Raw genomic sequence first — 11,816 nt, 5'->3', positions numbered from 1 at the left:
TGGGACACCGCGGCGCGCCGTCGGTCCGCCGCGCGCGGCGGGCTCAGTCGGACCCGGCCGCACACGATGCGCTCAACGCGTCGCGCACGATCTTGCCGGTTGCGGTACGCGCAAACGCGTCGACAAAAAAGAGCTTCTCCGGGCTGATCGGCCCGAGCCTGTCGCGCGCCCACTTCAGCAATACGTCGCCCGGCACGGGGCGCGCCGCGATCACCGCCACGGCGAGCCGATCGCGCCCCGCGGCTTGCGGCAGCACGAAGGCCGCCGCTTCGCGCACCGCCGGGTGCGTCCCGATCACGCTTTCGACGTCGCGGAAATGGACCTTGCTCCCGCCGATGTTGAATACGTCGTCCTCGCGCCCTTCGATATACAGCAGCCCCTGCGCGTCGAGACGCGCGCGGTCGCCCGGATAGTACCAGCCGTCGCGGAAACGTTCGGACGTGAGCGCGGGATCGAGGTGATAGCGCTCGAACATCTGGTCGAGCTTCACGCGCAGACGACCGGTTTCGCCGGCCGGCACCGGCCGGTCGCCGTCGTCGACGACCTCCAGCGTCACCCACGGCGCCACCCGCCCGGCGCACGTCGGCGCGCGCCGGAGGATGTCGGGCGTCGCCGTCGCGATGGGACCGAGCTCCGAGGTGCCATAGTCGACGTAGACGTTCGGCGTGAACTTGCGAAACAGCGCATCGAGCAGACGCGGGCTCGGCGTCCCGCCGAGTATCTGCAGATACGTGAGCGACGGAAAATGGATGTCGTCGTCTTCGAGCAGCGCGAGGATATCTTCGGCCATCGCGGGCGAGATCAGCCAGTGCGTGACCGCATGCGAGCGAACCATAAAGGCGAGATTCGCAGGCAGCCGGTCCGGCGACAGCACGACGGTGCCTCCCAGCACCAGCATGCGCATCGCCTGGCCGAATCCGACACCGAAATTCAGATCCATCGGCAACATGCGCGAGTGCGGGCCGCGCGCGTAGGTCGACCGGGCAACGCGGTCGAGCATGTAGCCGTGCGTGCGCAAGACGCCTTTCGGGTCGCCGGTCGTCCCCGAGGACAGCGAAATCCAGCAGGGATCGTCGGGTTGCGTCCGCGCGGACGGCAGCAACGGCACGCGCCGCGCGAGGTCCACCGCGCGCAGCGAGATGAACGGCCAGCCGTCGAGCTTCATGTCCTCTCGTCCTGACACCACGGCCGATACGTTGAAGCGCCGCGCCGCCAGCATCCGGCGTTCGGGCGGCAACGCGGCATGCAGCGGCACCGCGACGGCCCCGATCCGCATGATCGCCAGCAACGTGACCAGATGCAGCGAGGTCTGGCCCATCGAGACGCCGATGACCTGCCCCGCCTGCACGCCCTCGGCCATCAATCGCAACGCAACGACCTGAATCGCCGTCACAAGCTCGCGACGGGTCAGGACGCGCTCGGGAAGAATCAGCGCCAGCGCGGCCGGATGACGACGCGCCTGCTGCTCGATGACTTCCGTGATGTTCCAGATGCCCTCTGCAACGCCTGCCTGCTTGCCGGTGATGTGCTCAACCATGTTCATCTCGATGAGGGGTGCGCCTGCGCGCCGGTTTCCGTGCGCCGCGGGCCTCGTTCGCGACAGCATCGCACCGTCGAGGCGATGCGCAAGGATGCCATGTTTCGGGCACCGGTTCGATCGCAAACCGGCTGGCCTGGCATAAAGCCGGATGCCGGTCCCGCTCCGGGAACGCATCCGGCCGCCCGCATCGTCCCGCCGCTGGCACAATGCATCATCCCACTCCGGCGCACACGCACCGGCCGCGCCAACGCTCTCTCAAACCGTTCCATCGCCCGTTTCCGATCGGGAGGCCCCCATGACGCCGCGCACCCGCTTTGTCGTCGTCTCGCTGCTGATTGCCGTCGCGGGCCTCTCGCCGCTCCTCTGCGCGCTGGGCGCCGGCCAGATCGCCGAGGCGAACGGTTGCCGCTTCGACGAGGCCGGCGCCTATCCCTGCGTCATCCTCGGCCGCGACTATGGCGAACTGCTCGCCACGTTCGGCGTTCTGGGCTGGGCGTCGCTCGTGACGTTCCCGGCTGCGCTCCTGCTGCTGGGCGTGTGGGGCGCGTGGAACCTCGTTGTGCGGCAGCGCCGCCGCGCGTCCGGACCGCCTCTGCCCAAGCGATGACGCCGCTGCGTGAAAACGCCGCCGCCACACGTGACAAATCGCCGTTCGCCGGACGGTTGAGACACCCCGGCGCAAGCCCGACCTGTTACAATCTTCTCAGAATCTCGCTCAAAACATAACGCACCTCCGTCTCCGAGGACTGCCATCGCCATGCAGAAACCTGAACGCCTTCGCGCGCTCGCCGATGCGCTGGGCCGCCAGAACGTGATGCGCCTGCGCGACGCCGCCACGCTCCTCGGTGTCTCCGAGATGACGGTCCGGCGCGACATCGCCGCAAGCCCCGGGCAATTCACCTATCTCGGCGGCTACATCGTCAGCGCAAACGACGTGCCGAACAGCGGCAGCGCGGGCTACTCGCTCGAACAGGAAAAGGACCACTTCGCGCAGGCGAAGGCCGAGGCGTCCGCCTGCGCGGTCGAGCTGATCGAAAACCACGAAACCGTCTTCATCGACTGCGGCAGCACGCTGACCACGCTTGCGCGGCTGATCCCGAACGACTGGCAGGTCACCGTCATCTGCTACTCGCTGAATATCGCGGAAGTGCTGCGGCGCAAGCCCAATGTGCGGATGATCCTGCTCGGCGGCGTCTATATGCCGTCGTCCGATTCGTTCTCCGGCGAAGAAGGCATCGACGTGCTGCGCCGCATGGGCATCAACAAGGCCTTCCTGTCGGCCGGCGGCGTCGACGAGGCGCGCGGCGTGACCTGCTGGAATTTTCACGAAGTCGCGATCAAGCAGGCCGCGATGGGCAGCGCGGTCGAGCGGCACCTGGTGGTCGACACGAGCAAGATGGGCGTCGTGAAAGCCGTGCGCTTCTCGCAGATCGACGACTTCGACTCGATCATCACCGAGAAGGGCCAGACGAAGCGCAAACGCGCGCACCGCTAGCGCCGCGCGTCGCGCGCGCACCGCAAAAAAGGCCGCATGCGCGGCCTTTTTCCTGTTCCGGCGCAGGCGCCCTGCCCGGCCGCCGCGCCCCGGTGCGCTTATGCGTTCTTGCGCTGCAATGCGAACAGCGTGCCCGCGAGCAGAATGAACAGCCCGATGATGACCTTCTGCCACGTGCTCGGCACGCCGACCAGGATCAGCACGTTGTTGATCATCGTGACGAGCACGACGCCGAGCAGCGTGCCGACGACCGTCCCGGTGCCGCCCGTGATGCGCGCGCCGCCCAGGATCACCGCGGCGATCACGTCGAGTTCCGACCCGACGAGGTCGAACGGATTCGCAAGCCGGTTGTTCGCCACGTGCAGGATGCCCGCGATTCCCGCGAGCATGCCCGTGTAGCCGAACACGAACAGATGGATCGCGCGCAGGTTGTAGCCGAGACGCTCGGCGATCGCGAGGCTGCCGCCCATCGCGTAGACCGCGCGGCCCATCATCGTGCGGTTGAGCAGCCACCACGTGAGCCCTGCCGCAATAAACAGCGCCAGCACCGACACCGGCAATTCGGCGCGCAAGCCGTCCGGGGTTTTGTACACGTACAGCGTCATGCGCCCGAAATGATCCATGCTCGCGGGGATGTTCATGAAGAACACCGTGCCGACGAACGTCAGCAAGATGCCGCGGTACAGGTACAGCGTGCCGATCGTCACGATCAGCGACGGCGCCTTCAGCCGGTGCACCAGCAGCCCGTTGATCATGCCGAGCAGGATGCCGCCCAGCGCGCCGATCGCGAGAATCAGCGCGAACGGCGCGGCCGGCCACCAGGCGAACACGGCCTTCGTGATCGCGTACATCGTCAGCGCGCCGATCGCGGTGAACGACACGTCGATGCCGCCCGACGCGAGCACGACCAGCGTGCCGAGCGCGAACAGCGAGACGGTCGTCGCCGAGTGCAGCATGTCGAACAGCGTCGCAAGCTGGAAGAAGCGCGGATTGATCGCGCCCACCACCAGGCACATGACGACGATCAGCGCGGCGGTGAACCATTCGGGCTGGCGGACAAGGCGCGCGCGCAAGCCGGGCGACACAGCCTGCGGGGCGATTTCGATCACGGTGGGGGTCGTCATGGTGCGGCTCATACGGTGAGGTCCTCGGCGGCTTCGGACAGCAGTGCGCGATACAGCGCGGCTTCATCGAGCGTATCGGCGCGATATTCGTCGGTCACCCGGCCTTTCTTCATCAGCAGGATGCGGTCGCAGTTCTGCAGCAGTTCGGGCAGGTCGTCGCTGATCAGGATGATGCCGATCCCCTGCTGCGACAGCCGCTGCATGATGCGATAGATGATGTCTTTCGAACCGACGTCGACGCCGACGGTCGGGCCGTGCAGGATCAGCACGCGCGGATCGATCGCGAGCCACCGGCCGATCAGCACGCGCTGCTGGTTGCCGCCCGACAGCGACTGCACCGGCTTGTCGACGTCCGGCGTGGCGATCTGCAAATCGCGGACCGTCTGCTCGGCAAGCGCGCGCGCACGCTTGCGGTCGATCTGGCCGAACCGGTCGCGCAGGCTCGACAGCATTGCGGTAATCACGTTGTCGCGAATCGGCTTGTCGAGAAAGAGCCCTTCGTTCAGGCGATCTTCGGGCACATAGCCGATGCGGAAAAACTTTGCGTCCGATGGCGAGCGCAGCGCAACCGGCTCGCCGTCGAGTGTCGCGCGGCCGGACGTGGCCGGCGCCACACCGGCGAGCGCGCGCGCGAGTTCGTTGCGCCCCGAGTCGAGCAGGCCGGTCACGCCGAGAATCTCGCCGCGATGCAGCCGGAACGACACGTCGCGGAACTGCCCGGCGCGCGAAAAGCCCTGCACGTCGAGCACAATCTCGCTGCCGACCGCGCCGTCGCGATAGCGTTCGTTCGACACCTGCCGCCCGGTCATCAGCTCGCTGATCTGCGCTTTCGTGTAGTCGGCAATCGGGCCTTGCGCCATTTTCTGGCCATCGCGCAGCACGATCACTTCGCCGCCGATCGCGTAGCATTCGTCGAGCTTGTGGCTGACGAACAGCACCGTCACGCCGCGTGCGCGCAGATTCGCGAGCACCGCGATCAGATTGTCGACTTCCTTCTGCGTGAGCGAGGTGGTCGGTTCGTCCATGATCACGAACTTCGCGTCGCTCGCGATCGCGCGTGCAATCGCGACGAGCTGGCGCGTCGCGAGCGGCAACTGCTCGACGAGCGCATCGAGGAACGCCGCGTCGCCCGGCAGCCCGACCGCCTGCAGCGCGCGCGCCGCCTTGCGTGCGAGCGCCTTGCGGTCGAACGTCCGCGCGAGACGGCCGTCGTGCTCCGCGAGCTCGCCGGTGAGCGCGACGTTCTCGGCCACGTTCATGTTGGGCAGCAGCGACAGGTCCTGATAGACCGTTTCGATGCCGGCGGCGAGCGACGCGAGCGGCGTGAGGTGCGTGTGCCGCTCGCCTTCGATCACGAGTTCGCCCTCGTCGGGCGGCTGCGCGCCGGAGATGATCTTGATCAGCGTGCTCTTGCCGCAGCCGTTCTCGCCGAGCAGATGGTAAATCTGGCCGCGCTCGAACGACAGGCTCACGCCGCGCAGCGCATGCACGCCGGTAAAGCGCTTGTGCACGCCGACGACTTCGAGAAACGGCGTAGGGGTAACGTCTTGATTCATGATGGCAGACCGCAACGGTTACGCGTCGTGCCGCATGCGGCACGACGCTGCGACACCCGGATCAGAACGGATAGTTCTTGTAGTTCGACTTGTCCACGTCGACCCAGCCCTGGCCGCGCACGATGATGCCCTTACCCGGACCCTTCGTGACCGTGACCTTGTGATAGCCCGGCAAGCCGAGGTCGTCGCCGTTATGCACGGTCTTGCCGTGCAGCAGCATCAGCGCGATCTTGTTCATCGCGATGCCGGCGAGCTTCGGATCCCAGAACGCAATGCCGTTGATCGCGCCGCTTTCCAGATACTTGCCCGCTTCGGCCGGCAGGCCGGTGCCGTACACGCAGATCTTGCCCTGCAGGCCGGCTTCCTCGACGGCGCGGCCGATGCCGATCACGTCGAGCGACGACGAACCCTGGAAGCCCTTCAGATCCGGGTACTTGCGCAGCACTTCCTTCGCGACTTCATACGCGCGCTCGCCATCGTTGTTGGTTTCGAGCTTCGGCTCGACGAGCTGCATCTTCGGATACTTCGCTTTCGCGTTGTCGATGCCGCCATCGGCCCACTGCACCTGCGAGCGGCTGCCGAGCGAGCCGACCAGCACGGCCCACTTGCCTTCGTCGTGCATGCACTTCGCAAGGCGCTCGTTCAGGTTCGCGCCGTACGCGGTGTTGTCGAACGCCTCGACGTCGACCATCGTGTTCTTCTCGTTGTCCGCCTCGTGCGTGACCACCACGATCCCGCGCTCCATCGCCTTTTTCAGCGCCGGTTCAAGCGTCGGCGGATCGTACGGCACGACGGCCAGCGCGCTCACCTTCTTCGCGATCAGGTCCTCGATGATCTGCAACTGCTGCGCCGCGTCCGCGCGGCCCGGTCCGGTCTGATACGCGGTCACGCCAGGGTTGTCCTTCGCGAACTCCTTGACGCCCTGATCCATCCGGTTGAACCAGCTGATGCCCGTCACCTTCACGACCGTGACGATCGTGTAGTTGCTCGCCGCATACGCGGCCGTGGCGGCGCTCAGCAGGGCGCCAGCCGCCAGCGCGGCACCCAGTCGGGTCAGTTTCATGTCAATGTCTCCTTGTTTGATTAACCAGCTTCGAGGGGGAAGCGATGAGCCACGCGGCCGATGCCGCTAACGCCTTGCCGGCGTATTCGTGCGCGCGAAGCCGAACAGCGCGCGCACCCGCCCGCCGCCGGCGAACGCGAGCGACAGCAGCAGCAGGAAACCCCAGGTGCAGTCGCCGAAGAACTGCGACACACCCATCAGATTGAACGTGCTCGACAGGAACTGCAGCATCGTCGCGGCAAAGAACACGCAGACGATGCGGCCATAGCCGCCGGCCGGATTGACCCCGCCCATCACCGCAATCAGGATCGCGATCAGCAGGTACGAGCTGCCGTAATCCCACTTCGCGCTCAGCGTATGCGTGGTGCCGATCAGCCCCGCGAACGACGCGAGCACGCCGCATGTCATGTAGGTGAGGATCAGCATCCGGTCGCGCGGGATGCCTGCGTAGAACGCGGCTTTCGGGTTGGTGCCCATCAGGTACAGGCGCAGGCCGAACGGGCTGCGCCGCAGCAGCCAGCCGAGCCAGAGCACCGCGGCGAGGAAGATCCAGAACGCGATCGGCACGCCGAACCAGTTGCCGTTGCCGATATCCGACAGCGGATCCACATAGTCGACGTGCACCGACGCGCCGTTGCTCAGCACGACCGCCGTGCCGGTGAAGACGAGCTGCGTGCCGAGCGTCGAGAGGATCGGCGTGAGGCGCAGCTTCGCGATCACGAAACCGTTGATCAATCCGCCCACGAAGCCCATCGCAATCGTGATCACGCAAAAGAGCGCGGTGTACATGGCGGGCGAATCGTCGCCGCTGACGAACTTCGGCACGACGAGCGCGGCGATCATCCCGGAGAGGTTCGCGAGGCCGACGCCGGACAGGTCGATGCCGCCGTTGCCGGAAATCATCGACAGCATGATGCCGAGCGCGAGCAGACCGAGTTCGGGCAACTGGCCGCCCATCGACTGAAGGTTGTCGATGCCGATGAATTCGCCGTGCGACAGCACCGTGGCGGCCACGACGATCGCGAGGTTGACGATCAGCAGGAAATTCAGCTGCCGGTCGGAGAACAGGCTGCTTGCAGCAAATGTGGACTTCATGGCGACCCTGTGCTCCTGTCAGACTGCGCGCTCGCGCGCGCGACGCAACACCGCGACGATTTCGTCGCGCGCCGGCATCGACGGCGCGGTGCCCGCACGCGTCACCGACAGCCCCGCGAGCGCCGAGCCGAAGTGCACGGCAGCGAGCGCGTCGTCGCCGCGCGCGAGAGCGGCGGCAAACCCGCCGGTAAATCCGTCGCCCGCGCCCGCCGTTTCGACGACCTTGCCGCAGCCATACGCGGGCACGTGCAGCGAATGCGCGCGCGTATGCAGCAACGCGCCCGCTTCGCCGAGCGTCACGATTGCCGCGCCGACGCCTTTGTCCAGCAGCACGTCGGCGGCGCGGCGCGCATCGTCGACGCTGTGGATCGGCACGCCGGTCAGTGCCTGCGCCTCGGTCTCGTTCGGCGTGATGTAATCGCACAGCGGAAAGATCGCGTCGTCGAGCGCGATAGCGGGCGCCGGGTTGAACACGGTGGTCACGCCGTGCCGGCGCGCGGTCTCCAGGCCGCGCCGCGCGGCCGCGAGCGGCTGTTCGAGCTGCGTGACGAAGACGCGCGCCGCGGCGATGTCGGCCTCGATCGCGTCGACGTCGCTCGCATCCATCGTGCCCGCCGCGCCCGCGGCAACGATGATCGCGTTCATCCCGGTGTTCTCGTCGACGAAGATGTGTGCGGCGCCCGTCGATACGCCGTCGAGCATCTTCGCGCGCGCGGTGATGCCTTCGGCCGCCCACGTCGCGCGCGCGATCTCGCCGAACGCGTCATTGCCGATGCGGGTGCAGAACACCACGTCGGCCCCGGCGCGCGCGGCCGCCACCGCCTGGTTCGAACCCTTGCCGCCGGGTCCCATCAGGAACGACGAGCCCGCGAGCGTCTCGCCGATCTGCGGCATGCGTGCGGCGCGAAAGGTCAGGTCGGCCACGAAGATGCCGAGGATGACGACGCGCCCCTGTTTCGTCGATGCACTCATCGCGTCACGCCCGCGGTGCATCGGGCGCGAGCAGCACGCCCTTCTTGAACACGAAGCAGCCGTAGCCGCGCGTTTCGCCGGTCGCGATCACGCAATACGCGCGCTTCGCACGCGCGTAGAACGCAAAACGCTCGACCGGCGCGAACGGCACGCCGCGGCCTTCGGCCCGGTTGACTTCGTCCTGCGCCTCGCGCTGCACGGCCGGAATCGTGTCGGGTTCGCCGACCACCTCCATCCGCGCGGCCGGTGCGTCGACGAAGGTGTCGAGCGGCAAGACCGACAGCACCGCGCGAATCGCGCGCGGCGCATCGACGCCGTCGAGCCGCAGCAGCGTGCCGAGCACGGTCTCGCGCGCGACCGAGTCGGCCGGAAAATTGGCGTCGCAGATCACGACTTCGTCGCCGTGCCCCATCGCCCGCAGCGCATGCAGGACATCGGCGTTCAACAGCGGGTCCAGATTCTTCAGCACGTTGTCTCCTCCAGGGTTCGGTTGGCGTGCCTGTTGTGGTTCAGCGGCGGTTCAGCGGCGGCGCTCGTGCCGCTCAGTCGCCATACGGTATCCAGATGTTCTTCACCTGCACGGCCTGGCGCAGCCACACCGGCCCCTCGCTCGACGGATCGCGCCAGTCGAACGCACGGCCGTGATCGACGAAAGTGCGCTTCAGGTTGCCGATCGAATCGCGCTCCACCTGCGCAGCCGCGTCCGCGTCGCCGAAGCACCACATCGCATCGACGTCGTCGTGGCGCGCAAGCGCGGGCAGCACGGCGGCGCGCTCGCCGGTCACGATGTTCAGCACGCCGGCCGGCACGTCCGACGTTTCCGCGATCTGATAGAAATCCGTCGCGAGCAGCGGCGCCGCTTCGCCCGGCAGCACCACCACCCGGTTGCCCATTGCGAGCGCCGGCCCGACGAGCGACACGAACGCGAGCAGCGGCGCCTCGTCCGGACACGCGATGCCGATCACGCCGAGCGCCTCGTGCATCGCAAGCGCCACGCCCCGCAGCGGCGGTGCATGCACCGCGCCGTCGAACTTGTCGGCCCAGGCGGCATACGTCATCAGCCGCGCGATCGACGCGTCCACTTCCGCACGCGCCTCTACCTCGCCGGCGGCGCCGCAGGCCGCGATGCGCGCGGCCAGTTCGTCGCCGCGCTGCGCGAGATTTTCGGCCACGTAGTACAGCACTTGCGCACGCGCATGCGCGCTCGCGGTCGTCCAGCCCTGCGCGCCGCGCGCGGCCGCGACCGCGTTGCGAATGTCCTTGCGGTTGCCCGCGCCGACTTCGCCGACGATGCGGCCATCCGGCGCGCGCACGGTCAGCGTGTGACCGCTGTCCGGACGCACCTGCTTGCCGCCGATATACAGCTTCGGCGTGCGGTCGAGCAGCGCGACGTTCGCGTTCAGTCCGGTGTCGAGCACCGTGTGCCCGGTCGCGGGCCGCGCGGCGCGCGGCGCATCGCGGCGCGGCAGATCGCGCCATGCCTTCGGCTTCAGGTATTCGTAGACGCCTTCGCGCCCGCCCTCGCGACCGTAGCCGGACTCGCGATAGCCGCCGAAGCCCACCGCGGCATCGAACAGGTTCGTCGCATTCACCCAGACAACGCCGCACGCGAGCCGCGGCGCGATATCGAGCGCCCGGCCGATCGTCTCGCTCCATACGCTCGCCGCCAGCCCGTAGCGCGTGTTGTTCGCGAGCGCCACCGCTTCCTCGGGAGTCCGGAAGCTCATCGTGACGAGCACCGGACCGAAGATTTCTTCCTGCGCGAGCGTCGATGCGGGCGCAACGTTCGTCACGAGCGTCGGCGGATAGAAGCAGCCTTGCGGGACCTCGACCTCGGGCGCCTGCCAGATCTGTGCGCCCTCGCCACGGCCGGCCTCGACGAGCGCGTCGATGCGCGCGAGCTGCACCGGATCGACGATCGCGCCGACGTCGATGCTCTTGTCGAGCGACGCGCCGACGCGCAGCGTCGCCATGCGGCGCTTCAGCTTGTCGATGAAACGCGCCTCGACGCCTTCCTGCACGAGCAGCCGCGAGCCCGCGCAACACACCTGCCCCTGGTTGAACCAGATGGCGTCGACCACGCCCTCGACCGCGCTGTCGAGATCCGCGTCGTCGAACACGATGAACGGCGACTTGCCGCCCAGCTCCAGCGTCAGCGACTTGCCGGAACCGGCCGTTGCCTCGCGGATGCGCCGCCCCACTTCGGTCGAACCGGTGAACGCGAGCTTGTCGACCTCCGGATGCTCGACCAGCGCGGCGCCGGTGCGGCCGTCGCCGGTCACCACGTTCAGCACGCCCTTCGGCAACCCGGCGCGATGCGCGAGCTCCGCGAACAGCAGCGCGGTGAGCGGCGTGTATTCGGCCGGCTTCAGCACGACGCAGTTGCCGAGCGCGATCGCGGGCGCGATCTTCCATGCGAGCATCAGCAGCGGAAAATTCCACGGCACGATCTGGCCGATCACGCCGAGCGGCGCGTAGGCCGCGAACTCGCTCTCCTGCAGTTGTGCCCAGCCGGCGTGATACAGCAGGTGACGCGCGACGAGCGGCACGTCGATGTCGCGCGTCTCGCGAATCGGCTTGCCGTTGTCGAGCGATTCGAGCACCGCGAACAGTCGGCTGTGCCGCTGCACCATGCGCGCGAGCGCGTACAGATGACGCGCGCGGCCATGACCGCCGAGCGCGGCCCACGCGGGCTGCGCGGCGCGGGCGGCGGCCACCGCGGCAGCGATGTCGGCCGCGTCGCCCTGGGCGATCTGCGCGAGCGGCTCGCCGGACGCGGGCGCGAGCGACGGGAAGGTGGCGCCGGACTGCGGCGCGCGCCAGGCGCCGTCGATGAAGTGTCCGAAGCACGCGTCGTGCTGCGCGAGCCAGGCGCGCGCGGCGACGTCGTCCTCGGGGGCGGGACCGTAATCCATCGAAGAAAAATACTCGGCTACGCTCATGGGGTGGATCGGTTCGGTAAGGGCGTCGG

10 protein-coding genes are annotated in these 11,816 nt (G+C 67.8%); 2 read left to right on the top strand and 8 right to left on the bottom strand.

All coding sequences use genetic code 11. The features are described from left to right. Positions 1 to 43: 43 nt before the first annotated feature. Positions 44 to 1,537, bottom strand: a complete 1,494-nt coding sequence (locus AC3AP7_RS01980) for a class I adenylate-forming enzyme family protein (RefSeq protein ID WP_475766083.1) — start codon at positions 1,535 to 1,537, stop codon at positions 44 to 46. 298 nt (positions 1,538 to 1,835) lie between these two features. On the opposite strand from AC3AP7_RS01980, the gene AC3AP7_RS01975 reads away from it, so the two are divergent. Continuing rightward, entirely contained in the window at positions 1,836 to 2,147 is a 312-nt protein-coding gene (locus AC3AP7_RS01975; protein ID WP_475766085.1) for a hypothetical protein, read from the top strand. Positions 2,148 to 2,297: 150 nt separating this feature from the next. Then, the gene (locus AC3AP7_RS01970) at positions 2,298 to 3,035 is read left to right on the top strand and encodes a DeoR/GlpR family DNA-binding transcription regulator (protein WP_475766086.1); all 738 of its coding nucleotides are present in this window, start codon (positions 2,298 to 2,300) and stop codon (positions 3,033 to 3,035) included. A 98-nt stretch (positions 3,036 to 3,133) separates the two neighbouring features. Here the strand turns inward: AC3AP7_RS01970 and AC3AP7_RS01965 are convergent, their stop codons facing one another. From AC3AP7_RS01965 to AC3AP7_RS01935, 7 genes are all read right to left on the bottom strand, one after another. Further along, complete coding sequence (locus AC3AP7_RS01965; protein ID WP_475766088.1) at positions 3,134 to 4,171, bottom strand: ABC transporter permease; 1,038 nt, start codon at positions 4,169 to 4,171, stop codon at positions 3,134 to 3,136. Continuing rightward, entirely contained in the window at positions 4,168 to 5,715 is a 1,548-nt protein-coding gene (locus tag AC3AP7_RS01960) for a sugar ABC transporter ATP-binding protein (protein WP_475766090.1), read from the bottom strand. The genes AC3AP7_RS01965 and AC3AP7_RS01960 overlap by 4 nt, the downstream gene beginning before the upstream one ends. 61 nt (positions 5,716 to 5,776) lie before the next feature. Further along, entirely contained in the window at positions 5,777 to 6,778 is a 1,002-nt protein-coding gene (locus AC3AP7_RS01955; RefSeq protein WP_475766092.1) for an autoinducer 2 ABC transporter substrate-binding protein, read from the bottom strand. Positions 6,779 to 6,844: 66 nt separating this feature from the next. Continuing rightward, positions 6,845 to 7,873: an ABC transporter permease gene (locus tag AC3AP7_RS01950; protein WP_475766094.1), complete on the bottom strand. Its 1,029-nt coding sequence runs from the start codon at positions 7,871 to 7,873 to the stop codon at positions 6,845 to 6,847. Positions 7,874 to 7,891: 18 nt separating this feature from the next. Continuing rightward, the gene (gene rbsK / locus AC3AP7_RS01945; RefSeq protein ID WP_475766096.1) at positions 7,892 to 8,845 is read right to left on the bottom strand and encodes a ribokinase; all 954 of its coding nucleotides are present in this window, start codon (positions 8,843 to 8,845) and stop codon (positions 7,892 to 7,894) included. A gap of 4 nt (positions 8,846 to 8,849) precedes the next feature. Further along, a complete protein-coding gene (locus AC3AP7_RS01940) occupies positions 8,850 to 9,314 on the bottom strand; it encodes an RbsD/FucU family protein (RefSeq protein ID WP_475766098.1) in 465 nt (154 codons plus the stop codon). 73 nt (positions 9,315 to 9,387) lie between these two features. Then, entirely contained in the window at positions 9,388 to 11,787 is a 2,400-nt protein-coding gene (locus AC3AP7_RS01935; protein ID WP_475766100.1) for an aldehyde dehydrogenase family protein, read from the bottom strand. Positions 11,788 to 11,816: the final 29 nt, after the last annotated feature.

It is taken from the genome of Paraburkholderia sp. PAMB 6770, assembly GCF_057748135.1.
This window is presented reverse-complemented; position numbering and strand designations above follow the sequence as displayed.

Coding starts and splice junctions, on each gene's coding strand:
- AC3AP7_RS01960 (WP_475766090.1), bottom strand. CDS start 5,715: ATGAATCAAGACGTTACCCCTACGCCGTTTCTCGAAGTCGTCGGCGTG.
- AC3AP7_RS01975 (WP_475766085.1), top strand. CDS start 1,836: ATGACGCCGCGCACCCGCTTTGTCGTCGTCTCGCTGCTGATTGCCGTC.
- AC3AP7_RS01935 (WP_475766100.1), bottom strand. CDS start 11,787: ATGAGCGTAGCCGAGTATTTTTCTTCGATGGATTACGGTCCCGCCCCC.
- rbsK (WP_475766096.1), bottom strand. CDS start 8,845: ATGAGTGCATCGACGAAACAGGGGCGCGTCGTCATCCTCGGCATCTTC.
- AC3AP7_RS01955 (WP_475766092.1), bottom strand. CDS start 6,778: ATGAAACTGACCCGACTGGGTGCCGCGCTGGCGGCTGGCGCCCTGCTG.
- AC3AP7_RS01950 (WP_475766094.1), bottom strand. CDS start 7,873: ATGAAGTCCACATTTGCTGCAAGCAGCCTGTTCTCCGACCGGCAGCTG.
- AC3AP7_RS01970 (WP_475766086.1), top strand. CDS start 2,298: ATGCAGAAACCTGAACGCCTTCGCGCGCTCGCCGATGCGCTGGGCCGC.
- AC3AP7_RS01980 (WP_475766083.1), bottom strand. CDS start 1,537: ATGGTTGAGCACATCACCGGCAAGCAGGCAGGCGTTGCAGAGGGCATC.
- AC3AP7_RS01965 (WP_475766088.1), bottom strand. CDS start 4,171: ATGAGCCGCACCATGACGACCCCCACCGTGATCGAAATCGCCCCGCAG.